At 43.8% G+C, this 24,464-nt stretch carries 20 protein-coding genes; 8 read left to right on the forward strand and 12 right to left on the reverse strand.

Annotation, left to right across the window (positions count from 1 at the left end; translation table 11 throughout):
• Window positions 1-576: 576 nt before the first annotated feature.
• The 8 genes from J3U75_RS00795 to J3U75_RS00830 form a co-directional block, all read right to left on the reverse strand.
• Window positions 577-936: a DUF805 domain-containing protein gene (locus tag J3U75_RS00795; RefSeq protein WP_100156824.1), complete on the reverse strand. Its 360-nt coding sequence runs from the start codon at window positions 934-936 to the stop codon at window positions 577-579.
• Between the two features lie 230 nt (window positions 937-1,166).
• Window positions 1,167-1,775 (reverse strand): riboflavin synthase subunit alpha, encoded by a 609-nt coding sequence (locus tag J3U75_RS00800; RefSeq protein WP_267390062.1) that lies wholly within the window; start codon window positions 1,773-1,775, stop codon window positions 1,167-1,169.
• 22 nt (window positions 1,776-1,797) lie between these two features.
• Window positions 1,798-2,295 (reverse strand): acyl-CoA thioesterase, encoded by a 498-nt coding sequence (locus J3U75_RS00805; protein ID WP_267390064.1) that lies wholly within the window; start codon window positions 2,293-2,295, stop codon window positions 1,798-1,800.
• An 83-nt stretch (window positions 2,296-2,378) separates the two neighbouring features.
• Window positions 2,379-3,455 (reverse strand): magnesium/cobalt transporter CorA, encoded by a 1,077-nt coding sequence (corA, locus tag J3U75_RS00810; RefSeq protein WP_267390065.1) that lies wholly within the window; start codon window positions 3,453-3,455, stop codon window positions 2,379-2,381.
• A gap of 23 nt (window positions 3,456-3,478) precedes the next feature.
• Window positions 3,479-4,978, reverse strand: a complete 1,500-nt coding sequence (gene ppx / locus J3U75_RS00815; protein ID WP_267390066.1) for an exopolyphosphatase — start codon at window positions 4,976-4,978, stop codon at window positions 3,479-3,481.
• A gap of 351 nt (window positions 4,979-5,329) precedes the next feature.
• Entirely contained in the window at window positions 5,330-6,748 is a 1,419-nt protein-coding gene (glnA, locus tag J3U75_RS00820; protein WP_100139927.1) for a type I glutamate--ammonia ligase, read from the reverse strand.
• Between the two features lie 404 nt (window positions 6,749-7,152).
• On the reverse strand, window positions 7,153-8,283 hold the full coding sequence (locus J3U75_RS00825) for a P1 family peptidase (protein ID WP_100139928.1): 1,131 nt from the start codon (window positions 8,281-8,283) through the stop codon (window positions 7,153-7,155).
• Between the two features lie 67 nt (window positions 8,284-8,350).
• A complete protein-coding gene (locus J3U75_RS00830; protein WP_267390068.1) occupies window positions 8,351-9,823 on the reverse strand; it encodes an MFS transporter in 1,473 nt (490 codons plus the stop codon).
• Window positions 9,824-10,301: 478 nt separating this feature from the next.
• Here J3U75_RS00830 and aroE point away from each other — a divergent pair, with 478 nt between their 5' ends.
• Both aroE and mtgA read left to right on the forward strand, forming a co-directional pair.
• Window positions 10,302-11,105 (forward strand): shikimate dehydrogenase, encoded by an 804-nt coding sequence (aroE, locus tag J3U75_RS00835; RefSeq protein ID WP_267390069.1) that lies wholly within the window; start codon window positions 10,302-10,304, stop codon window positions 11,103-11,105.
• Complete coding sequence (gene mtgA, locus J3U75_RS00840; RefSeq protein ID WP_100156830.1) at window positions 11,102-11,797, forward strand: monofunctional biosynthetic peptidoglycan transglycosylase; 696 nt, start codon at window positions 11,102-11,104, stop codon at window positions 11,795-11,797. The genes aroE and mtgA overlap by 4 nt, the downstream gene beginning before the upstream one ends.
• A gap of 32 nt (window positions 11,798-11,829) precedes the next feature.
• Here mtgA and J3U75_RS00845 read toward each other — a convergent pair whose 3' ends face one another.
• Window positions 11,830-12,096, reverse strand: coding sequence for a chaperone modulator CbpM (locus J3U75_RS00845; RefSeq protein ID WP_100139932.1), 267 nt, complete (start codon window positions 12,094-12,096; stop codon window positions 11,830-11,832).
• A 15-nt stretch (window positions 12,097-12,111) separates the two neighbouring features.
• Entirely contained in the window at window positions 12,112-13,080 is a 969-nt protein-coding gene (locus tag J3U75_RS00850; RefSeq protein WP_267390070.1) for a DnaJ C-terminal domain-containing protein, read from the reverse strand.
• An 896-nt stretch (window positions 13,081-13,976) separates the two neighbouring features.
• Here J3U75_RS00850 and aceE point away from each other — a divergent pair.
• From aceE to panS, 6 genes are all read left to right on the forward strand, one after another.
• Complete coding sequence (gene aceE / locus J3U75_RS00855) at window positions 13,977-16,685, forward strand: pyruvate dehydrogenase (acetyl-transferring), homodimeric type (RefSeq protein ID WP_370386417.1); 2,709 nt, start codon at window positions 13,977-13,979, stop codon at window positions 16,683-16,685.
• Window positions 16,686-16,793: 108 nt separating this feature from the next.
• Window positions 16,794-18,419 (forward strand): dihydrolipoyllysine-residue acetyltransferase, encoded by a 1,626-nt coding sequence (aceF, locus tag J3U75_RS00860; RefSeq protein WP_267390071.1) that lies wholly within the window; start codon window positions 16,794-16,796, stop codon window positions 18,417-18,419.
• 112 nt (window positions 18,420-18,531) lie between these two features.
• On the forward strand, window positions 18,532-20,286 hold the full coding sequence (gene lpdA / locus J3U75_RS00865) for a dihydrolipoyl dehydrogenase (protein ID WP_267390072.1): 1,755 nt from the start codon (window positions 18,532-18,534) through the stop codon (window positions 20,284-20,286).
• A gap of 257 nt (window positions 20,287-20,543) precedes the next feature.
• The gene (locus J3U75_RS00870; protein ID WP_370387135.1) at window positions 20,544-21,662 is read left to right on the forward strand and encodes an AI-2E family transporter; all 1,119 of its coding nucleotides are present in this window, start codon (window positions 20,544-20,546) and stop codon (window positions 21,660-21,662) included.
• Window positions 21,663-21,791: 129 nt separating this feature from the next.
• Complete coding sequence (rpsT, locus tag J3U75_RS00875; RefSeq protein WP_025330392.1) at window positions 21,792-22,058, forward strand: 30S ribosomal protein S20; 267 nt, start codon at window positions 21,792-21,794, stop codon at window positions 22,056-22,058.
• Window positions 22,059-22,090: 32 nt separating this feature from the next.
• Entirely contained in the window at window positions 22,091-23,044 is a 954-nt protein-coding gene (gene panS / locus J3U75_RS00880) for a ketopantoate/pantoate/pantothenate transporter PanS (protein ID WP_267390074.1), read from the forward strand.
• A 134-nt stretch (window positions 23,045-23,178) separates the two neighbouring features.
• Here the strand turns inward: panS and recX are convergent, their stop codons facing one another.
• Both recX and J3U75_RS00890 read right to left on the reverse strand, forming a co-directional pair.
• Window positions 23,179-23,652 carry a recombination regulator RecX gene (gene recX / locus J3U75_RS00885; protein WP_100139939.1) on the reverse strand — a complete coding sequence of 158 codons (474 nt, stop codon included), beginning with the start codon at window positions 23,650-23,652 and terminating at the stop codon, window positions 23,179-23,181.
• Window positions 23,649-24,356 (reverse strand): phosphoglycolate phosphatase, encoded by a 708-nt coding sequence (locus J3U75_RS00890; RefSeq protein ID WP_100139940.1) that lies wholly within the window; start codon window positions 24,354-24,356, stop codon window positions 23,649-23,651. Before J3U75_RS00890 ends, recX begins: the two co-directional genes overlap by 4 nt.
• Between the last annotated feature and the right edge of the window lie 108 nt (window positions 24,357-24,464).

A 24,464-nucleotide genomic window follows, 5' to 3' on the forward strand; every position in this document is an offset into this window, starting at 1 on the left:
TTGAATGATTTTTTCTCGCAAGCAGTGTATCTTGTAGTGTATCTTGTACTGTTTTTTTATATTTAAATAATATTATACCAATATAATTTAAATTAATTTATATGATTTGTTATTCAAGCTTAAATTTGGTTTGATTGGTTAGACAATTCATCTATTTCTCTAATGCTTAATTTTTAAAAAGAAAAATTAAATATATTTGAAATTTGATTGATATTATATTTTGACTAAGAATAAATTTTGATTTTAGAAATTTCTTGTATTAAGTTTTTAATCATGCATTGGTGTAACTAACATTGATTTGTTTAAAACATTAATATATACACTGTATCAAATAGGAAAGATATGATAAATCATCATAAATTTATAACTATTCTTCGCGCATATTTTTTTCACTGAATGCTTACGCTCTCATAAAACTATATCTGATAAAGCGATTAAACTGAAAACTAAGTTAAGATTATCTTTATTTTAATTCACTAGAATAGTTATAAAATATATTAGCTTGGATATTAATAAAATTCTTATAAAGTATTTTTAACCACCTCATGAACATTATTGCTGAGGTGGTTGAGTGTATTAATATTTAGGATTTGGACCGTATTCATTATCACCCGGTGTGGAGTCCAATAGGTTGAAGATAAATATTACTAGTGGGCCGATTATAGGAATTAAGTTTAATAAAATCCACCAGCCAGAACGACTGATATCGTGTAATCGACGCACTTGTACCCCTAAGGCTGGCATAAATAATACTAAACCCCAAATTAATTGAATCATTTTAATGGTTGATTCTTCTAATCCGAGAACAGATGCGATTATGCCTATTAAAACGCCAATCAAGAATATTATTAAGGTAAAAAACCAGTATTCTTTACGACGGGCTCGACCTTGGAAATTAAAATAATTTGTGGTCATACAGCTGATAAACCATTCCATAACAATAAGTATCCTAGTGTAAAATAATTAAAAATTGCAATAGCTTTATTATTTTAAATATACTTAATAATATATAGTAATTATTTACATATATTATCATTTAATGGTTTGGATTGTTGTTCTTTTCTAATGTTCAGGTTTTCCGTCTGCCTTTTTTATTAAATAGTAATGGCTGATAAGAATGCTTTAAAACAGGGTTTAAAAATTTGGTGTAGCAATGAATTTTTTGTTTATGCATGCAATTGCATATATTTTTGCACCGTATCTACAATTGCCTGTGTCTGAGCATCTATCTCTAGATTGATGCAATCGTTTACCTGACATCTTCCAAAAAGTGTCCTGTTCATGGTTTCAGGTATCAGGTGGACATTGAATTCTTCTGTGGTTACCTCACCGATTGTGAGGCTGCATCCATTTAAACCAATAAAGCCTTTGGTGAGAATATAGGGAGCGGCCTTAGCTGGTAGTTTGAACCAGACAGTCCGATTTGGCGGGGTATCGTCAATGCGGGTTATGCTTGTAGTAGTAAAAATATGTCCGCTCATGATATGGCCACCAATTTCATCACCATAACGGGCGGCGCGTTCAATGTTTACGGCATCACCGATATTTAGTTGGCCGAGATTGGTTCTGGCCAAGCTTTCTGCCATTATATCGAAAGAGACTTCATCACCTTTAATAGCCGTGATGGTGAGGCAGCAGCCATTGTTGGCTACGGAGGCACCGATGGAGAGATTATCGCTGTCGCCTTGAGGCAGGCGTACTTGTATAGTGCGCAATTGCTGCTTTTCGCTGATGGCGGTGACGATACCTAATCCTTGTACGATGCCTGTAAACATTGATGCTAACTTTCTAAGATATTTAAACGGTTGGTTTGTGTTTGGCTTTAGCTGCTTTCAAGCGTGCTTCCTTACGGATGGCACCTTCCTGAAAACGGCGCGCCTGTTCTTCAGTGCCGATACATAATGGTGGTACTTTAGTAGGTTTACCGTTTTTATCGACGGCAACCATGCTGAAATAACAGCTATTAGTATGGCGGGCACTACGGTGTTGGATATCTTGTGCTTCTACCCGTATGCCTACTTCCATCGAAGTACGGCCTACATGATTGACGGAAGCATAAAAGGTCACCAACTCACCTACATGGATGGGCTCTTTAAAAATTACCTGATCCACGGACAGGGTCACGACGTATTCGCCAGAATAGCGGCTGGCACAGGCATAGGCTACCTGATCTAGCAATTTGAGTAAATCGCCGCCATGAACGTTACCGTGAAAATTTGACAATGCCGGTGTCATAAGTACAGACATGGATAGCTGATGCTGTGCACCTTGCGGTGGTAAGGGTGTAGGAACCATGGTTTTACCTTTGATATGTGTGTTTATATGTGAATAATTGTCTTTCTTTGAAGACTGTGTGTAATTATAAAAGCTGGTAAAGGTTATAACCAGTGGCGCCGGTAAAAATAAATTAACAGGCTAACGATGATGGTTGCCATCAGGCCAAGGACGATATAGTACCCATAGTGCCAGTGCAGCTCGGGGATGTTATCAAAATTCATCCCATATATGCCGGTGAGGACATTCAGAGGCATGACAATGATGGTAATTACAGTGAGCATGCGCATTTGTTCGTTGAGGTGGTTGGACTGATAGGATAGGTGTACATCCATCATGCCTGTTACAGTGTCGCGTGCGCTGTCGAGTGTTTCCATCAGTTGCTGCGTATGGTCGTAGACGTCAAGTAAATAGACGTGTATATCTTGGCTGAATAAAGAAAATTCATTATGTACAATGCGGCCGATGATATCGCGTATGGGTGAAAGGGTACGGCGTAGGCTGATGGCATCGCGTTTGAGCTGATGGATGGACATTAATAGGTTTTTGTTGCTGTTGCTAAATAGGCGTTTGTCTAGTCCTTCTACGCGGTTATCAAATTCATCTACAGTTACAAAATAATCGTCTACTATACGGTCCAGTAATGAATAAGCCAAAAAATCAATGCCTTTGCTGTAAATGCTACTGTAATTATGCTGGATGTACTTGCGAATGATGTGTAGTAACCCTAATGGTTCGAACTGAAAGGTGATGATGTAGTTTTGGCCAATGATGAGATAAATTTGGTTGTACTGAAGTTTCTGCTTTTTATAGACAAAAATACGTGCAGCAACGAATAGATAGTGACCGTAGTCTTCAATTTTTGGGCGTTGTTTACGGCTGAGTATATCTTCCATCGCGAGTTCGTGGATGTTGAAAGGCTGTAACAACTGATGTAATTGGTCGTTATCTGTTATACCGACAAGATGAATCCAGGTCAGGCTGTCTTTGCTGAGAGTCGGTATGTTTTCTGTGCGGATATCAGCTTCGGTGTAGGTGTGGTTGAGAAACTGGCTGGCATTAATCTGAATGATGGTCATGGATTGTGCCGGCATGTTGCTCACGTTGCTACGGTGAACCAGACTGGGTAGGTTGTGGGTCTGAACCAGTTTATTACTGGAAACATGTTGCGGTGTACTCATGGGACAAACTCACTGAACAGGTTTCAGATAGCCTTGATTTCAAGCTGCAGGCCTATTTTCTGCCATAGAGCAGATTCCTGCAATAAGGCACTGGCGGTCAGCGGATTATGTTGCAACCATTCTTTGTCAAGACTGATGAGTAGCTGATGGCTGTTTTTGTGATAGTGGATGTCACAGTGATTTACAGGTATCTGTATATCCTGTCTTGCACGGCAAAATAGTACCGCTAACCTCAGTGACAAGATACCAAGCCACAGCATTTCCTGCTGGCTAAACTCGGCTATTTTACGCAAATCGCCACGTTGTCCTAATACGAGCGTGGCCAATATATGTTGTTCTTTGCGCGAAAAGCCGGGCATATCTGCCTGATCCAGTATGTAGGCAGCGTGCTTATGAAAGCCTGTGTGTGAAATATCCAGTCCGATTTCATGAAGTAATGCTGCCCAGCGTACGTACTGCTGCCATTGCTCAGGATGATCTGAGCTGATGGAGGCGGTGAGGTGGCTAAATATCATTTGCGCCAAAGTGGCAACTCTCTGTGCCTGAACAGTATCTACATGGTAACGTTTCTGGAAGTCAGCAATGGTTTGGTTGCGCATATCATCGCCCAGCTGGCGACCAATCATGTCGTAAAATACGCCATCGCGTAGAGCTGCATCAGTAATGGTCATTTCGCGGATGTTGAGCTCGGCAAAAGCTGCTGTCATTACGGCCAACCCGCCGGCAAAAACTTCTAGGCGATCAGGTTTTAATCCTTCTAGTCTGGCTTTTTTGGTACTGCCGGCTGCGATGATACGGCTGGCAATTTTCTGCATCTGCGCTGCAGTAATGGCATCAATAGATTCATCTCCAGCGGCGATAACATCGCGAATGGAGCGGGCTGAACCCGATGTTCCAATAGCATAGCCCCAGCCAATATTTTTGAGTGCTACAGAGATGCGCTGTATTTCGGCACGTGCGCTATTGACGGCGGCCTGAAAATTTTTGTTATTTATTTTGCCACGTGGAAAAAAGCGCATACTGTAGGAAACACAGCCGAGGCTAAGGCTTTCGGTGATGGCAGGCTGTAATTCATGCCCGATGACAAATTCAGTTGAACCGCCACCAATATCGATAACCAGCATGTTTTCGCCTTTAGGTGGCAGGGTGTGAACCACACCAGTGTAAATCAGGCGTGCTTCCTCGCGTCCGGCAATGATGTCGATGGGAAAACCCAGTTTGGCTTCGGCAAGAGGCATAAACTGGCTGATGTTTTTGGCTACTCGGAAAGTATTGGTAGCGACAGCACGTACCTGATCGGGACTAAAACCCCGCAGCCGTTCACCGAATCTGGCCAGACAGTCGAGGGCGCGTTGTTGCGAAGACTGATCAAGATTTTTCTGTTCATCAAGACCTGCAGCTAGACGCACCATTTCCTTGATGGAATCGACTACCTGTAAATGGCCATTCTGGTTATGACAAATTTGCAGACGAAAGCTGTTTGAACCAAGGTCTACGGTGGCGAGCATATCTTGCGCGGTCATAATGAAGATGTTTTAACTTTAGACAGACGTAATGTTACCTTATCGTTGTGATAACTGCTATGAATGGCTGTGTGGTGATATGCTTATCGCAAAAAAAGATACACTTCTGATTTTTTGTTATGAAGATGTGTGATGAATGAGAATATTTGAAAAAAGTCCAGTGCTGCGAAATTGGCTGCAGAAAATTTGCTTGGTTCTAAGCTGAATATGTTGGCTGGCTTTAAGCTGCTTTTGTTTATACTAGATGCAGCTATATTGAAAATAAGACCGCTACACATTCAGGATAAATGTGCCGAGAGCAATATGATCCTGAGTGTGAACGGTCTGAGTGATTAGTTTAAAGCTGGGCTCTTATAGGCTGTAATACAGTTCGAATTCAAGTGGGTGAGGAGCCATACGAATGCGTTTGACATCTTCGCTCTTGAAATCGATGTAGCTGTCAATCCAGTCCTGACTGAATACACCACCACGAGTGAGGAATTCGTGGTCTGCTTTTAATGCTTCCAATGCTTCCTCCAGAGAGGCGCAGACGGTTGGAACCAAAGCATCTTCTTCTGGCGGCAGGTCGTACAGATTTTTATCAGACGGATCGCCCGGATGAATTTTGTTTTGAATACCGTCCAGACCTGCCATCAGCAAGGCGGTAAACGCTAAATACGGATTGGCGGTAGGGTCTGGAAAGCGTGCTTCGATACGGCGCGCTTTGGCACTGGCTACATAAGGGATGCGGATAGAAGCTGAGCGGTTTTTGGCAGAGTAAGCCAGTTTGGTAGGTGCTTCGAAATGCGGAACCAACCGTTTGTAAGAGTTGGTGGACGGATTGGTAAGTGCGTTCAGTGCTTTGGCATGTTTGATGATGCCGCCGATGTAATACAGAGCCAGATCAGACAGACCGGCATAGCCGTCTCCGGAGAACAGATTCTGGCCGTCTTTCCAAATGGACTGATGTACGTGCATACCTGAACCATTATCACCCAGAATTGGTTTTGGCATAAAGGTGGCAGTTTTACCAAAATTATGAGCTACGTTCTGAATCACGTATTTCATGTCCTGAGTCCAGTCTGCGCGACGAACCAGTGTGTTAAAACGAGTACCGATTTCCATCTGGCCAGCAGTAGCCACTTCGTGATGATGAACTTCAACCGGAATACCGATGGCTTCTAATGTCTGGGTGCAGGCTGAACGCAGATCCTGCCCTGAATCTACAGGTGCAACTGGAAAATAGCCGCCTTTTACACCCGGACGGTGGCCGGTATTTTGGCCGTCGTAAGATTCGCCACTGGACCATGCAGCTTCTTCAGAATGAATTTTGTAACGGGTGCCGCTCATGTCAGTTTGCCATTCTACGCCGTCAAATACAAAAAATTCAGGTTCTGGTCCGAAGAAAGCGGTATCACCAATGCCTGTTGATTTCAGATAAGCTTCGGCACGTTTGGCAATGGAACGCGGGTCGCGATCGTAGCCCTGACCATTTGCTGGGTCGATAACGTCACAGGTTAAAACTACGGTTGTATCATCATAAAAAGGGTCGATGAATGCAGTGGAGGCATCCGGTTTCAGGGTCATGTCAGAAGCTTGAATACCTTTCCAACCGGCGATGGATGAACCATCAAAGGCCTGCCCGTTTTCAAACCATTCTTCTGGATCTTCCAGCACAATTCGGGCAGGGACAGATACATGCTGTTGTTTGCCTTTGGTATCGGTAAAGCGCAAATCGATAAATTTAGCATCGTTTGCTTCTATCAGGCTGACTACTTCTTTTATTGACATTTTAGGACTCCCATTAAGGTATGGAGAGTGGTGCACTCTCTTGTAAGTTATCTTGATTCTGCCACAATTGTTTTGTAAAAAAAATGCACTGATGTAAAAAAAGAAGACTTTACTGTGGTTGTTAAATTAATTTATTTAAAAACATGTTGTTATAAATATTTATTCTTCTTTATATCTGAAATACTGAACTATTAGTTTAAGGTGGTCGAGAAAGTAGGGTGATTGGCGCAAATTGCTTTGCTTTATTTACTATCTAATCTTGCTTAAGTAGAACAACTTTGTGTTTGAAGATGGTTGGCAAAACCCAATTCTGAGAGTCTAGTTTAGATAGATGAGAAAAAAATGCTAAATCAAAATAGCCCGCTAACTTTACTAGCGGGCTGTAGTGTAATACTAGCAGGTAATTATTTAATTTTACCGTATTTTTTTAATATGGCTACAAGTTGGTTTTGCGGAAGAGCCTGTACCAGATTATGGTCGCGCCCTTCCATAGTTTCTGCTGCACACAAGGCATTCAGCACCGCTTCTTGTACAGCTTCTACGGTAGCGACATACAACGGATCGATGATTTCATCACTAAGGAAATCAATTTTGCTAATCCCAATTCCATATGCATCTTCATTGGCTGTAGAAAACGCCAGAAAAATGTCACCAGAACCATTATCGCCATAGGCGCCAAGTAAGCCAATACCAATCGGTACACGCTTAGCCAGTTTACTTAACTGCCACGGTAGTAAGGGTGCATCGGTGGCGATAATAACAATAATTGAACCTGTACCCGGTTTGGGGGCAAAGGTATTGATAATCGGCATCGTCTCTGGACCGAATTCATCTTTGAGAGGAATTCCGCATATTTGAAAAGTGTCTCGCATGCCATGGTTGGCCTGTACCAGTACCCCCAGCGTGAAATTCCCTGCTTCAGTGCTGACCAGTCGTGATGCAGTACCGGTGCCACCTTTGAAATCATGACAAATCATACCAGTTCCGCCGCCAACATTACCTTCGGCAATCGCCCCTGGATGGGCATTATGCAAGGCTTCTAAAGCGTGTTTCGGTTTGATATGAAATCCGTTGATATCGTTGAGCAATCCATCCCAAGTTTCTCCCACTACCGGATAAAAATAACCAACTCCGTCTACCGGCTGTCCATTGTTAACATAGGGATAGTAAAAATGGTTGTCAATCATCCATTTGCTGGTGGTGTCGCGCACAATACCCACGCTGTTAGTATTGGTGATCAGTACCGGACCGTGTAGCAGGCCGGAATCGTCCACCCAGTGTGTACCGGTTAGTTCTCCGTTACCATTTAAATCATGCCGACCAGCAAAAACGGCACTTCGCTGCCGACCTCTGGGCAAAATGGCGGTAACACCGGTCCGGGCAAAAGGTGAACCGGGTCCGGTGTAATCATCTGGTGTACCGTATACGACGGTACTGTAGCCGACTTCTACACCTGTAACATCGGTAATAGCATTGTATTTACCAGTGATACCTGTTAATGGAATACCTAATTCTCGGGCTCGTTTTTTAGACATATTTCATCTCCTTGTAGTTTCATTTTTTGTTATAGGAGAGAAAAGGATACACTTTTTTAAAAAAAATTTAAAGTAATTGTTTGAAATCGCTGGAATTATGGGGCTTGCACGCTTTTTTTGCATTTAGTGCACTGAGTAATGCCTGATAGCGGCTGCGGGTGAGAGGATAGCCTATGGCGAAAAACGCAGCCACTATACCGGCGAGTGCATGAATCCATGTGTTTAGTTCTAGAATTGCGTACTGTGCTTGAGGTGGTTGAATAATTTGTTGTTGCCCGCTGGACGAAATGTAGCCGTGCTGAGCAAGATACAATCCGATAAACCAGATGGCTAGTGCACTACCAAATTTTTGTAAAAATGACATCAGGGAAGTAATTGCGCCTTCCCGTCGTTTGCTGTTGATAAAATCATCCAGCTCACAGATGTCGTACATCATGGCATAGTAAATAGTCCAAAAATAACTGTTTCCAAGCTGAAGCAGAATTAAATATAGCAGTAGCATGCTAGGGTTGGGAAAACCACTAAAGAAAAAAATTCCAGTACCGATAGAACTGATCAGCATGGATAGATAATAGACATTTTTTTTGTCAAATTTCTGTGCGGTGTAATTCACCACCGGCAGCCACGCCAGAGCGAGTAGGCTGAATATTAGGAAAGCAATGGCGGCTTCCTTTTCACTGTACGCCAGATTATTTAGGAACAGATAATAAAGTGCGCCGGTACTGAGGGCATAGGCTGCCGACCAGAAAAACACCGAAGCACCAAGAAATTTACTTGATGACAGCCGTCCTATTTCTTTCATGTTGCAAATAACTGCTTTGAAAAAAGCCAGTAAATGAATTGGATTGAGTGCTGAAGATGTTTTTTTCTGGGCTGGTAATTCGTAACCGCGGGTAAGATACCAGCACGTAAGGCCACTTCCTAGTGTAACAACAGCAAATATCAAGCTGACGCCATGCCAGCCACTGCTTACGCTGTAGCCAGCATCAACAATCCATTTAACGATTAAGGGCGGTGCTGAAGAAGAAATCAACACCGCTATATTCAGAGCATATCCTGCCCAGACACGTACCGACGTACGTTCATCAAAATCGTTTGTCATTTCTGCACCAAGTGTATAAAAGGGAATTACATAAATTTTGTAGGTAGACCAGAACAGAATGGCAATGATTGTGAAATATATCGTTTTCTGATTGATGCTAAGAGCTGGAATATCGGTATAGAGCAGCAACAGTAGCAGGCTGTAGGGAAGAATGGCCGCCAGCATTAGCGGCCGCCTTCTACCCCAGTGCAGGCTGATATTGTCGGAAAATTGCCCGACCAGTGGATCTGCCACCGCATCCCATACAACAGCTATCAGTACGATGGTTCCGGCCTGCGCAGGTGGGATGTTAGCCACGTTGGTAAGGAAAAACAGATAAAAAACATAAAAAAAATTGTAGGCAACTGAATCGGCCATTTGTCCGATAGCATAGCCTAGCTTAACGTGAAGGGGCAGTTTGTTTGTTAGGTGGGGTGTGAAAGTGTGATGTTTATGCATGAGTCATCCCGGATAATTACTGTATCAATGGCTTTGTACGTTTAGGTGCAGATATAAAAGGAATCTGAATGCCGGCTGTTTCATCAGTTTTAGACAAACTGAATGCTGGTTCAGAACATTGATAAGTAGTTATGTGTTTACCTGGATGTAATCAGGCTATATTTAGTATAGTTAGATAAAACGAATATAAAACGATTAAGTCTTAAGTAGATAATATAGTAAGTTTAGGTTAATTAAAAATAAATTTTTACGTATGTTGCTTAAATACAGGTCTGATTGTATGTTGGAAATCAGCTTATTTGCCCAAAAGCAAAAGTTGGCAGCTTTAAATCGAATGAGGCTGGATCAGAGTTATACCGTCATTAATTATTTAATTTTTTATTGTGCTCACACGTTTTTTCATGCATTTTTGCCATAGAGTGGTAGAGGCTGGATAATAGCAACAGCTAATTTTTTTTGCAGAGGGGAACGGAACACTATGTTTGCTGTGTTTGGAAATCCGATTGCGCATAGTCGCTCGCCACAGATTCATCAGGCTTTTGCTGCACAGGAAGGGCGGGAATTGATCTATGAACGTCGTTTGATACCCATGAATGAATTTGCGGCTACTGCAAAGGCTTTTTTTGCAGCAGGCGGCATTGGTGCCAATGTTACGGTGCCGTTCAAGCATGAAGCTTTTACGCTTGCCGATAAGCTAACTTCCAGAGCGGAGGCAGCAAAAGCAGTCAATACACTGTTTTGGCATGATAATTGTTTGCTTGGCGACAACACAGATGGTATTGGACTAGTGCGAGCGATTGAAGAGTTGTTGTCGTTTTCACTCTTTAATCAGCACATATTGCTATTGGGTGCCGGTGGTGCGGCACGTGGAGTGATTCAACCACTTTTGCAGCAACATCCGGCTTCATTAACCATTGCCAACCGTACAGTGCACAAAGTACAGTCGTTGGCACAGGAACATGAAGTAAGTTGGTGTGAATATCATCAGATTCAACCTCAATATGATGTTATCATCAATGCCACTTCTGGGAGTTTATACGGGCAGACCTTGCCCATACCATCTGCTGTGCTGGCAAAGGCCAAACTAGCCTACGATATGATGTATGCGGCGGAACTAACGCCGTATCTACTACAGGCAAAGACTGCAGGATGTCCGCTGCTGGCAGATGGTCTTGGAATGCTGGTTGCACAGGCAGCTGCTTCTTACGAATTATGGCATGGATTTAGACCGGATATCCGGCCGGTAACAGAGCAGATGCGCACGGAAATGGAAAAAAGATGAAAATTGTGCGCAGTTTATTGATTATGCTGGTGACGTTGTTTTTGCTGTTTAATGCATACGTTTATGGCAGCCTTTTAACTTACCGTGCTGTAGCACCTCACCGTACGGTATTTATGTTGCTGCGTATGCATGAACTGGCTGCTTCCCGTCCTGATACGGAACTAAATTACCAATGGGTAGCATATAACCGCATTTCGCCAAATCTGAAAAAAGCGCTAATTGCATCTGAGGATGCACGCTTTGCCGAACATGATGGTTTCGACTGGAACGGCATTCGTACGGCAATTAAAAAAAATGAACATCAGGGCAAGATTCGGGCAGGCGGTTCTACCATCAGCCAACAATTGGCCAAAAATCTGTTTTTATCTGAAAGCCGCCATTACTGGCGCAAGGCAGAAGAGGCAGTAATCACTTCCTTACTGGAAGCCACAACGAATAAAGACAGGATTTTCGCTTTGTACTTGAATGTTATTGAATGGGGCTATGGCGTATATGGTGCAGAAGCGGCAAGTGAGACGATTTACGGACGTACAGCTATGCAATTATCGGCACAACAGGCAGCCAAGTTGGCCGCTCGAGTTCCTCGACCTTTATACTACGCTGACCACCCGCACGATAAGGAAATCCGCCGCAAAGCCAATGTAATTTTACGGCGGATGGGGTCAGCACAATTACCAGACAACGACCAGTAAGCTTGCTTTCACTGAATCAAAACCATACCGTACTAACCGCGACGGCGCAAATCTTCCACTTCATCTAATAATTGCAAGATCAGGGCGGTGGCACTGGCACTGGCATCGAAATCACGGTGAATGCGCCATGCACGCCGTGCAATTGCCATGTGATAGCCAGTGTAGCGTGCTAGTTCTGGTTTCTGAGTTGCAGGAATGACACTTTCAGCAATCAGACTCAGTACCCAACTGCTTTGATTGTCGCAGGCGCGAACCAGATCGTCAAAGCTTAACTCTATATCTTGTTGAATATTATTCATGTTACGCTCCTGCTATCAAACGTGGTTCTCAGGCTGAAAACCTGCATAGTGCTGAGCCAATGCCTGCCACGCGGCGCGGTCAGCTTCGGTGTCGCTCTTGGGTAGAACGATATTAATCAGCAGATACAAATCGCCTGCCTCTTTGGCTGGTATGCCTTTGCCTTTCAAGCGCATTTTCTGACCATTGTGACTGTTGGCCGGAAGATTCATACTTAACTTGCCGGCAGGTGTGCTGACGTCAATTTTACCGCCCAATGCTGCTGTCCATGGTGCCACACTGATGCGCTGGTATACATCCTTTCGATTCTGTACATACAGGTTGTCCTGATTGCGGAAACTGATTTTTAAGTATAAATCTCCAGCTGCTCCACCATTAAAACCCGGCAAGCCTTGTCCGCTAAGACGAATTTGTTGTCCTTCTGTTATACCAGCCGGAATTTTAACATTCAGGGTTTTACGCTCGTAGCTCATCTGACCCTGAGCATTGAGCGTAGGCATTTCCAGTGACATGTTGCGCTGAGCACCGTGGTAGGCTGCATCGATGTCAATTACCAACTCAGCATGCTGATCTTCTCCTTTGATCGGACCAGTACGGTTTTGCTGAAAACCATGTCCCCCACGGCTGCCAAATGCTGAAAATAAATCGTCGAAATGAAAATCACCATTACCGAAAGCACCGTTCTGACCAAAATGGCTGGGGTCAAAATCGTATTGCTGATAATTAAATCCGCTACGACCACCGGCCTGTTGCTGGGCGCCATGGCCAAACGGATTGTCCAGCATAGCGTCGTATTCGGCTCGTTTTTCCTTATCATGCAAAGTTTCGTAGGCAATATTAATTTCACTGGTTTTGGCTACAGCATCTGGATCTTTACTGACATCCGGATGATATTTTCGTACCAGCTTACGATAGGCTTTCTTAATATCATCGTCGCTGGCTTTGCGGTCTACACCCAGAATTTCATAATAATTGCGGTCTGCCATGTTCCGTCCTTTGTGCAGATTTTTTTAGATTTTCAAATTAGCATTGTATCCAAACTTGGGGACAAACGGTTAAAGTTTAAAGTACCTAACTATCATGGTTTTCGCAGTAGCTGAATAAACATGGTTTAGGAAATTTCAGATAACAGAATCAAACCTGCATACCTTCTTACAGATTTATGTAATCCGTATTTTATAGTTTCTCTATGTAGTATTGGACTTACCGATGCTGACTAAAATCAGCCCCGTATCTTCAAATTAACAACTCGATGTGAATAAGGCGCCGACATAAAAATAAATTTAAATAGAAATAAGAAAAACAAAGATACAGAAAATTTTTTCAGTGGATCTGAAGGATTTATTCTGTAATCTAAAAAACGTTTTATTATGTATATGTTATTAATGAATATAAAATATTTGTATTCATAATGGTCTGTGTAAAATTAAGCTTAATAGAATAATTTTTTTTTGTTTAGCGTTGTGTTTTTAAAATCATTCAAATGTAAATGATTTATGTTAATGCTCATAACATTTTAAAGGTTATATCCCTCTTTCATTTACTTTATGCGCCAATGAATTACCCTTTTTTGTCCTTTAATCTACAGACTAAAAGGCTGATATATACTAATTTGTGAACATATGTTTGGTTGTTTTAAATCAGAAAATTGGTGTAAAAAGACATTGCCGATTGCCTGTTACACTGGTACGATTTAAGCGAAAATACAGTATGTTGCATCACAATAATGTATGCTTTTATCCAGTTTGGATTATGCTGAATTATTGTAAGTTGTTTGAATTTATATGTATTTTTTCTTATCAATTTGGTAAAGCAATTAAAGTAATTGATGATAAAAAGAAAATAAATAGATGAAATAGCAACAACATAAAGTGTTTTGTTCATGACTCAATCCCATATGAAAGAGGATATTGCTATGTCTGCTGACTTCCATGATCAAGATATCGATCCGATTGAAACCCAGGAATGGTTGGATTCGCTCAGTTCAGTATTAAAAGAAGAGGGGCCTGAGCGCGCACATTATTTAATGGAAAGCTTAGTGCGCTATATACGCCGCCGTGGCATCTACATGCCATTTTCAGCCACCACCGCCTATCTCAACACTATTCCTGTTGGTAAAGAAAAAAAATCACCGGGTAATCATGAATTAGAACATCGTATTCGATCATTGGTACGCTGGAATGCAGCGGCACTGGTATTGAACGCTAGCAAAAAAAATCTCGAATTGGGCGGCCACATAGCTAGCTTCCAATCCTGTGCTACTTTGTATGATGTCGGTTTTAATCATTTTTGGCATGGTAAAACAGAAAATCAGGAAGGCGACCTTGTATTTTTCCAGGGACACAGTGCTCCCGGTTTCTACGCCAGAGCTTTTGTAGAAGGTCGATTAACTGAAGAGCAGATGCAAAATTTCCGGCAGGAAGTTCATGGCCACGGCCTATCTTCTTACCCACATCCTTGGCTGATGCCTGATTTCTGGCAGTTTCCAACCGTATCTATGGGGCTTGGTCCAATACAGGGTATCTATCAAGCTCGCTTACTGAAATATCTCGAATCCCGTGGTCTGGCCAAAACACAGGGTCGTAAAGTGTGGGTATTCTGTGGCGACGGCGAAATGGATGAGCCAGAAAGTCAGGGTGCGATTGCACTGGCAGCCCGTGATGGTCTGGATAATTTGATTTTCGTAGTGAATTGTAATTTACAGCGTCTGGATGGTCCGGTACGTGGTAACGGTAAAATTATTCAGGAATTGGAAGGCAACTTCCGCGGTGCTGGCTGGAACGTATTGAAAGTAATCTGGGGCAGCCGCTGGGATGCACTGCTGGCTCAGGACAAAGACAATCTGCTGAAACAACGCATGGAAGAATGTGTAGACGGCGATTATCAGATGTATAAATCTCAGAATGGTGCCTATGTAAGGGAGCATTTTTTCAATACGCCTGAGCTGAAAGCCATGGTGGCCAACATGTCAGACGATGAAATTTGGTCTCTGAATCGTGGCGGCCATGACCCGCATAAAGTTTATGCAGCTTACTACGAAGCCGTGAACAATCCAGATGGACGTCCGACCGTGATTCTGGCTAAAACCATTAAAGGCTATGGCATGGGTGCTTCTGGTGAAGCGCAAAATACAGCCCATCAGGCTAAGAAAATGGACATGAAATCGCTGAAACAGTTCCGTGACCGATTCGAAATTCCGGTTACCGATGAAGAGATGGAACACACTCTGCCATTCTTCCGCTTACCGGAAGACAGCGAAGAAATGCAATATATGAAGGAGCGTCGTGCTCAGCTCGGTGGCTTCCTACCATATCGTCACCCCGATTCTGAAAAGCTGCCAATTCCGCCATTGAGCGAATTTGCCGCACAACTACAAGATAGTGGCGACCGAGAATTTTCTACGACTATGGCGTTTGTGCGTATCTTGAGCACATTGTTGAAAGACAAAAACATTGGTAAGCGCGTAGTGCCGATTGTACCGGATGAAAGCCGTACTTTTGGTATGGAAGGTTTGTTCCGTCAGTATGCTATCTGGAATCCGAAAGGACAGATTTATACACCGCAGGATCATGACCAGCTCATGTTCTATAAAGAATCTAAAAATGGTCAGATTTTTCAAGAAGGTATTAACGAACCAGGCGCCATGAGTTCATGGATAGCAGCTGCTACTAGCTATTCAAACAACGATTATCCACTGATTCCATTCTATATCTATTACTCAATGTTTGGTTTCCAGCGTATTGGTGATCTGGCTTGGGCTGCTGGGGATCAACGAGCCCGTGGCTTTATGCTGGGTGGTACTGCCGGCCGTACTACTCTAAATGGTGAAGGTTTGCAGCATCAGGATGGCCACAGTCATATTCAAGCAGAACTGATACCAAACTGCATCTCATATGATCCTTCATTCTCTTATGAAGTAGCTGTAATTATTCAGCATGGTATGCAGCGCATGTATGTAGACCGTGAAGATGTTTTCTATTACATCACTCTGATGAACCAGAACTACAAACATCCGGCCATGCCACAGCGTGAAGGTATAGAACAGCAGATTCTGAACGGTATGTATTTGCTGCAGGAAGCTAAAGGCGACAAACTAAAAGTGCAGCTGATGGGTTCCGGCGTAATTTTGCAAGAGGTGATAGCTGCAGCAGAATTACTGAAACAGGACTTTGACGTAGAAGCCAATGTTTGGAGCGTGACTTCGTTTAATGAACTGTACCGTGATGGTATCAATATCGAACGTTACAACCGTCTGCATCCAACAGATACACAGAAAGTACCTTACGTTACTCAACTGCTGTCTGGCCATGAAGGACCGGTGGTGGCCTCTACTGATTATGTACGTCACTTTGCCGACCGTATCCGCGCTTACGTCCCACAAGATGTATTTACTGTGTTGGGTACAGATGGCTTCGGCCGCAGTGATTCTCGTGACAATTTGCGTGAGTTCTTTGAAATCAACCGTTACCACGTAGCGGTGGCTGCTCTGAATGGCTTAGCTGATGAAGGTAAAATCAGCAAACAGGTTGTTCAGGATGCCATCAACAAATATGGTATCAAGGCTGATGTAGAACCGAGCTGGACACGCTAATGAACCGACTGCCTGAATCCTCTTGGGTTTCAGGCAGGTTTTGTTGGCTGTATAAGCTAACGATTGTCGGACGCAGGCAACAGCCTGCTGTCACCAAAGGACATAATGATGAGTCAGATTGTAGAAATAAAAGTACCGGATATCGGTAATTATACCGGTGTCGATGTCATTGACGTGGCTGTAAAAGTGGGCGATAAAATTGCCGTAGACGATACTTTGATTACACTTGAAACCGATAAAGCCACCATGGACGTACCGGCTGACCACGCAGGAGTGGTAAAAGAAGTATTGGTCAAAGTGGGGGATAAAGTTTCAGAAGGCAGTGTGATTGTCAAAGTAGAAGCTGCTGATGCAGCCGCTACAACGCAAACGGCCGAAGCTCCGGCCAAAGCTGCAGCTACAGTACCGGCAGCTACCGCAGCCAAGCCGGTAGCCGTAAATGTACCTGATATCGGTAACTTTTCTAATGTAGATGTTATAGAAGTAGACATCAAAGTAGGTGATGAAGTCGCAGTAGACCAGACACTGGTTACACTCGAAACCGACAAGGCCACCATGGATGTCCCATCCACAGTGGCCGGAAAAGTAACCGCTGTACATGTAAAGGTGGGTGACAAAGTATCAGAAGGCAGTGCACTCATTGAAGTAGCCGCCGTTTCTGCTCCTGCTGCTGAATCGGCTACGCAGGATCAGAAACAAGCTGCGGAAATCAAAAAACAGGTTGCAGCTACGCCGTCAGCAGAAAACAATGAATTGCGCGCCGAAATAAAGAGCCATGTTTCTCAAGCATTTGGCAGCTCTGATATCGACGAAAAAGGGTTTGAAAAAGCCCATGCAAGCCCCTCTGTGCGCAAACTGGCGCGTGAGCTGGGCGTAGATTTAGGTCGAGTAAATGGCAGCGGTCGCAAAGGACGCATCACTCCGCTTGATTTGCGCAATTTTGTCAAAGAAGTCATGCAGAAAGTCGAGCATGGTGGTGCTGGCACTGCTCTGGGTGGTGGTTTGGATTTATTGCCATGGCCGAAAGTAGATTTCAGTCAATTTGGTGAAATCGAAGTCAAAGAGCTGTCCCGTATCAAGAAAATATCTGGTCAGAATCTGGCGCGCAATTGGGTAATGATTCCGCATGTCACCCTGCAAGAAGATGCAGACATGACCGAACTGGAAACATTCCGCAAGCAACTGAATAAAGAATGGGAGCGCGCAGGACTGAAAGTATCTCCGCTTGCTTTTATCATTCTGGCCTGTGTGAAAGCCTTGCAAGAATTTCCGGAATTCAACTCATCTTTGGATGGCAATAACCTGATACTGAAAAAATACATCAATATCGGTTTTGCTGCTGATACGCCGAATGGTCTGGTCGTACCAGTTATCAAAAATGCTGATAAAAAAGGCCTCAAAGAAATCACGCAGGAACTTGCCGACATGAGTAAGCGTGCACGTGAAGGCAAGCTCAAACCACAGGAAATGCAAGGTGCCTGCTTCACCATTTCTTCTCTAGGTGGCATCGGTGGCACCGGCTTTACGCCAATTATCAATGCACCTGAAGTGGCGATTCTTGGCGTTTGCAAATCGCAGATTAAACCAAGCTGGAATGGTAAGGAGTTCGAACCGCGCTTACAGTGTCCGCTGTCACTATCTTTTGACCATCGTGTGATTGACGGCGCAGCCGGCATGCGTTTTCTGGTATTTATCAGCCAGCTGCTGGCTGATTTCCGCCGCGTTACTCTGTAAAACTTCAATTCCGGAGGCTGCCTGAAAACCGAAACGTTTTCGGCAGCCTGAATACATGAAATACAGGCACATACTGTTGTTTAACATACAGCAGTCTGGAAAAGGTTAGATCATGAGCTTAATTGAACTGAAAGTACCGGATATTGGCAATTATCAGAATGTTGATATCATAGCGGTAGAAATCAAAACGGGCGATACCATTGCGGTAGACGATACCCTCATTACACTGGAAACTGACAAAGCCACGATGGATGTACCGGCTGAAATAGCCGGCGTGGTAAAGGAAGTTAAAGTTAAAGTAGGCGATAAAATTTCTGAGGGTGGGGTGATTGCTGTAATAGAAGCTGCAGCTGCAACAGCCAAAGCAGCGGCACCGGCCAGTGAAACGGCTCCAGTTGCAGCTTCGCAAGCGGCCACTTACAACGGCAGCAGTGATGCTGAATATGATGTAGTCGTGTTAGGCGGTGGTCCTGGTGGCTATTCTGCAGCTTTTGCTGCGGCCGACGAAGGCCTCAAAGTAGCAGTTGTAGAGCGTTATGCCACGCTAGGCGGTGTGTGTTTGAACGTGGGTTGTATCCCTTCCAAAGCATTGTTGCACAACGCTGCAGTGATTGATGAAGTAAAAGAGCTTAAAGCCAATGGTATTGAGTATCCGGCTCCAAAAATCGATATAGACCAGCTACGCAGCTACAAAGAAAAAGTAGTTGCCAGAATGACAGGTGGTCTTGCCGGTATGGCTAAAACACGTAAAGTCGATATTATCCGCGGTAATGGCCGGTATATCGATCCACATCACATTGAGGTCAAACTGACTTCCGGCGAAGGTAAAACAGAAACCGGCGAAACAGTTACTCTGGCTTTCAAAAACACCATTATTGCAGCCGGCAGTCGTGTGGTGAATCTGCCGTTTATTCCAGAGGATCCACGCATTGTCGATTCTACCGGTGCACTGGCATTGAAATCTGTGCCCGAAAAAATGTTGATAATCGGTGGTGGTATCATTGGCCTAGAAATGGGCACGGTTTACAGTACGCTCGGTGCACGCCTAGATGTAGTGGAAATGATGGGTGGCCTGATGCTCGGCGCTGACCGTGATATGGTAAGAATCTGGCAAAAGAAAAACGAACATCGTTTCGATAATATTATGCTGAACACCAAAACTACAGCAGTGGAAGCCAGAGAAGACGGTATTTATGTTACCTTTGAAGGTGATAAAGCACCAGCTGAACCACAACGCTATGATCTAGTACTGGTGGCTGCCGGCCGTGCCCCGAATGGTAAGCTGATTGGTGCTGAAAATGCCGGTGTAGCGGTCACCGACCGTGGCTTTATCAATGTAGACAAACAGATGCGTACTAATGTGCCGCATATTTATGCAATTGGAGATATTGTCGGCCAACCAATGCTAGCGCACAAAGCTGTACATGAAGGTCACGTTGCTGCCGAAAACTGCGCCGGTCATCAAGCTTATTTTGACGCAAGGGTAATTCCTGGTGTGGCCTATACTAATCCAGAAGTGGCCTGGGCTGGTATAACCGAAGATCAGGCTAAAAAAGATGGTGTCAAAATCACTAAAGCAGTGTTTCCATGGGCAGCCTCTGGCAGAGCTGTAGCCAATGGTTGCAGTGAGGGCGCGACGAAACTAATTTTCGATGCCGATAGTGGATTGATTATTGGTGGTGCCATTGTCGGCCCCAGTGCAGGCGACATGATTGGAGAAATCTGTCTGGCCATTGAAATGGGTTGTGATGCAGACGATATCGGCCGTACCATTCATCCGCATCCAACACTTGGTGAATCTATTGGCATGGCTGCTGAAGTAGCCATGGGAACCTGTACTGATTTACCGCCACAGCGTAAAAAATAAGCTGTTGAGGGCTTGTTATAGCCAGCTGTTCGAATTGGTTCGAACAGCTGGCTTTTTTATTGGGCAGTGAGGATAGAAATCGATGAGATAGCTTATTCAATTATCATTACGTAATATTTACAGATATAATCACCTCTGCAGATAAATTATTTCAGAACGTTATTTATTCAGTTATTATTAGAATAATAAAAGGCAGGTTACTGCCTGATTATTGCTGCAAGCTTATTTTTTAATCAGCAAGAGTATATTTAATGAATATCAACAGCAAAAAACATTCTCCTGTTACTCCATGGATTATTGGCGCGCTAGTACTACTGGCCACCATCAGTTTGTTTATCGGACTAAAACCGATATTAATGCCTTTTGTAGCAGCAGGGGTTCTGGCCTATATTCTTAATCCGCTGGTAGAAAAATTGCGCCGTTTGAAGATCCCACGCTCTATTGCAGCCATGCTCGTGATGCTGCTAGGGCTGAGTGTAATCGTGGTATTGCTACTGATTGTCGTACCAATGCTGATTAACCTGCTCGACAGCATTTATGAAAAGCTTCCAGATTTTCTCAATTGGGTTCATCATAAACTGGTTCCGTGGCTGAATCAGACTTTTCATATTCGCCTGCGCTGGGATGCTGATTATATGTCCCGCTATGTTGGTCAATGGATTCAAACCCACAATGCCAGCATTAAGGATGCTGCTTCGAAAGTGTTACCAGTAGTATGGCAGCATGGCAGCGGCATGGTGGAATGGATAACCAATCTGTTGTTATTGCCATTCCTGTTGTACTACTTTCTACTCGACTGGAACCGCTGGACAGCCGGTATCCGCCACCTGATTCCTCGCCGAGCCCTTCCGGTTTACAATCGCATTTCCACTAATATGGATACTGTGCTGGGTGAATTTCTGCGCGGTGAATTATTAGTGATGGTCATTATGGGACTGGTATATGGTTTGGGACTCGCTCTGGTAGGACTAGAATCAGGATTTGCGATTGGCATGGTGGCTGGCTTGCTGGTATTTGTACCATATCTGGGTGCATTTACCGGATTGTTGCTGGCTACGCTGGCAGCTTTATTGCAGTTTAATGGCTGGACAGGACTACTGATGGTATGGGGCGTGTTTGCAATTGGCCAGTTTCTGGAAAGTTTTTTCGTTACGCCGAAAATTGTCGGTGACCGCATTGGTCTGTCACCTTTTTGGGTAATTTTTTCCTTAATGGCTTTTGGACAGTTGCTGGGCTTTGTAGGCATGCTGCTGGCGCTACCTCTGGCTGCCGTATGCTTGGTACTGATACGTGAAGGTACACAAGCATACTGGCATAGTGATTACTTCCGCCAGCTGCCGGAAAATGCCATCATCAAGGACGAAAAACACGAGTAAGCTAAGTAATCTTAATTACTTGCCACCAGCCGAAGCCAGCTAAAAAACAACAAGGGCACTTGCATTTATGCTGCGAAGTCATTAAAATTCGGCGTTTCATGATTTGTATATGTATGTTAGGAGATATTGATGGCCAATAGTGCACAATCTCGTAAGCGCGCTCGTCAGGCACTAAAACAACGTGCTCACAACGCAAGCTTGCGTACCGCTTTTCGCACTGCGGTTAAAAAAGTATTGAAAGCTGTTGAAGCTGGTGATAAAGCCGCTGCTCAGGTTACTTACAGCGAAAGCGTTAAAGTGATTGATCGCATTGCTGATAAAGGTGTTTTCCATAAAAACAAAGCTGCACGTCATAAAAGCCGTCTGGCTGCCAAAATCAAAGCAATGGCTGCCTAAGCTGATTACTGTTATTACATGAGAAAATTCTCGTGATTGCTATCATTACAAGGCTGTTCCCACTGTGGGCAGCCTTATGTTCTATCTTCGCCTATCTGAATCCTGCTGTTTTCGCACCCCTGAAACCTTATATTTCAGAAATGCTGATGCTGGTAATGCTTTCCATGGGCATGACGCTGAAAATAGCCGATTTTACCCGTGTATTAAAACGGCCGGCACCAATCGTGGCCGGTATTGGCCTGCATTATCTGATTATGCCGTTGGCTGCTTGGCTGATAGCCAGATTGCTTAACATGTCGCCGGAATTGCAAGCAGGCATGGTGCTGGTAGGATGCGTAGCCAGTGGTACTGCCTCCAACGTTATGGTATTTCTGTCTAAAGGGGACGTTGCACTCTCGGTAACTATCAGTGCGCTGTCTACTGTAGTGGGTATTTTTGCTACGCCATTACTGGCTAAATTGTACATTGCAGCTTCTATTGCTGTACCGGTAGTGAATATGCTCAAGGAAATTCTGCTTATTGTGGCATTACCGATTGCTATCGGAGTGGGGATAAATTATTTTATCCCGCAGCAAGTAAAAAAAATTGTACCCTCATTGCCATTGATTACCATGTGCGTAATTATCCTTGTATTGGCAACGGTAGTTTCGCTGAGCAGTGATAAAATAGGGATTGAAACAGCTATTGTTGTATTTGGCGTAATTCTGCACAATGGTTTGGGGCTGATTGGTGGATATTGGGGTGGACGGCTGTTTGGTTTTGATAAATCCATTTGTCGTACCCTTGCACTGGAAGTAGGTATGCAGAACTCAGGTCTGGCTGCAGTATTAGGCACGAATTTCTTTGGGCCAATGGCTGCAATTCCCGGAGCAATATTCTCACTGTGGCATAATATTTCCGGTTCGTTTCTTGCAGGTTACTGGTCAACCAAACCTACCGGCACCAGTAATGACAAAGTGAAACGTGAAGATGTCAGTCTGCATTGATATAGTCTGTCAATAATTAAAAAGTCCGGCCAATTACCGGACTTTTTAATTATCGCGATTTGCCAAAAACTGAGCGCGTAACTAATTCAGCTTTTTTCATCAAACCCATCAATTTTTTTATTGCCTTTTATACGCTATTCCCAAAACTCTTCCTCTGGAAGAATACTCTCTTCCCAAGCACGATGCATAGCTGTATTGATAATATCCATGCTAAATCCACGATAGGCTAGAAAATGCATATATTTGTGCTTTTCTTTTAAATCAGATGGAGGCCGGCGATATTTTTTTTGTAAAACAGCGACTGCATTACTGATTTGTTCCGCTTTGTTTGGCAGATAATCGGCAATCAGCTCCGCTTTAACTCCTTTTTGTTTAAGGCTTTGCTGTAATCGCAGATTGCCGTGTATACGGCTTTTACTGTTGATGTAGGTTTCCGCATAGCGAGCATCAGATTGCCAGTGCCGCTCGGCTAGTTCATCTAGCAAAGATTCAATATCATCGTTTTCTTCTACATGCGGGCGTAATTTACGTGTCAGCTCAGCACGGCTGATTTCTTGCCGTGCCAATATAGCAATGGCACGGCCGCGTAAGCTGATTTTTGGTTTCATGCGCGGATTTCACTATCGCCATGATGCCGCATGCCATCATCAATCTGAGGCAGATGGTCAATAATGATATCTGGTTTGGTATCGGGGTTTTGTGCCAGTAGTCCCATATCGGCATAGCCCCAAGTTACGCCACAGCTTAAGGCACCGGCAGCTTTGGCTGCAAGAATGTCATTTGCTGAATCACCCACCATTAATAAATTCTGAATAGCAACACCTAATACTTCGGCTGTGTGCAATAAGGGCATAGGGGAGGGTTTCTTTTCACTCAGTGTGTCACCACCTACCACTAAACTAAAAGAATCGGCCAGTCCCAGTTCGCACAATAATTCCACTGCAAGAATTTCATTTTTATTAGTAATTACCGCTAAGGGTAATCCCCTGTTACGAAATAGAGCTAGTGCGGTTTCAACCTCAGGATAGGGACGGGTATGAACACTTAGATGAGTACGGTAATAAGCAATAAATGCAGTAAAACCTTGTGCCCAGCTAGCTTCATCAGCCTGTCCGTCTTTACTTCCACTGAGCGCCCGATGCACCAGACTAGACAAACCATCGCCTACGTAGCTGGTGAGTTCTTCTGCGGGTAAGGGTGCCAGATTCATTTCGGCACGCATATGATTGGCCGCTGCACACAAATCGGCAATTGAATCGACCAGCGTACCATCAAGATCGAATGCTATGGCCTGAATATCATTCCATTTCATGCTAAGCAATATGGGTTGGTAAAAGACGTATTCATTTTATCACGAGCAATGTACCGATATGGTCCTTAGTCGAACTGGATTTACTCTGTTTAGCAATCAAAGATTTTA

The organism is Snodgrassella sp. B3088 (assembly GCF_026535815.1).
In the GTDB taxonomy this organism is placed as follows: domain Bacteria; phylum Pseudomonadota; class Gammaproteobacteria; order Burkholderiales; family Neisseriaceae; genus Snodgrassella; species Snodgrassella alvi_E.

Coding starts and splice junctions, on each gene's coding strand:
- J3U75_RS00800 (WP_267390062.1), bottom strand. CDS start 1,775: ATGTTTACAGGCATCGTACAAGGATTAGGTATCGTCACCGCCATCAGC.
- aceF (WP_267390071.1), top strand. CDS start 16,794: ATGAGTCAGATTGTAGAAATAAAAGTACCGGATATCGGTAATTATACC.
- J3U75_RS00805 (WP_267390064.1), bottom strand. CDS start 2,295: ATGGTTCCTACACCCTTACCACCGCAAGGTGCACAGCATCAGCTATCC.
- rpsT (WP_025330392.1), top strand. CDS start 21,792: ATGGCCAATAGTGCACAATCTCGTAAGCGCGCTCGTCAGGCACTAAAA.
- corA (WP_267390065.1), bottom strand. CDS start 3,455: ATGAGTACACCGCAACATGTTTCCAGTAATAAACTGGTTCAGACCCAC.
- mtgA (WP_100156830.1), top strand. CDS start 11,102: ATGAAAATTGTGCGCAGTTTATTGATTATGCTGGTGACGTTGTTTTTG.
- aroE (WP_267390069.1), top strand. CDS start 10,302: ATGTTTGCTGTGTTTGGAAATCCGATTGCGCATAGTCGCTCGCCACAG.
- J3U75_RS00825 (WP_100139928.1), bottom strand. CDS start 8,283: ATGTCTAAAAAACGAGCCCGAGAATTAGGTATTCCATTAACAGGTATC.
- ppx (WP_267390066.1), bottom strand. CDS start 4,978: ATGACCGCGCAAGATATGCTCGCCACCGTAGACCTTGGTTCAAACAGC.
- lpdA (WP_267390072.1), top strand. CDS start 18,532: ATGAGCTTAATTGAACTGAAAGTACCGGATATTGGCAATTATCAGAAT.
- J3U75_RS00795 (WP_100156824.1), bottom strand. CDS start 936: ATGGAATGGTTTATCAGCTGTATGACCACAAATTATTTTAATTTCCAA.
- J3U75_RS00830 (WP_267390068.1), bottom strand. CDS start 9,823: ATGCATAAACATCACACTTTCACACCCCACCTAACAAACAAACTGCCC.
- glnA (WP_100139927.1), bottom strand. CDS start 6,748: ATGTCAATAAAAGAAGTAGTCAGCCTGATAGAAGCAAACGATGCTAAA.
- J3U75_RS00845 (WP_100139932.1), bottom strand. CDS start 12,096: ATGAATAATATTCAACAAGATATAGAGTTAAGCTTTGACGATCTGGTT.
- J3U75_RS00850 (WP_267390070.1), bottom strand. CDS start 13,080: ATGGCAGACCGCAATTATTATGAAATTCTGGGTGTAGACCGCAAAGCC.
- recX (WP_100139939.1), bottom strand. CDS start 23,652: ATGAAACCAAAAATCAGCTTACGCGGCCGTGCCATTGCTATATTGGCA.
- J3U75_RS00890 (WP_100139940.1), bottom strand. CDS start 24,356: ATGAAATGGAATGATATTCAGGCCATAGCATTCGATCTTGATGGTACG.
- aceE (WP_370386417.1), top strand. CDS start 13,977: ATGACTCAATCCCATATGAAAGAGGATATTGCTATGTCTGCTGACTTC.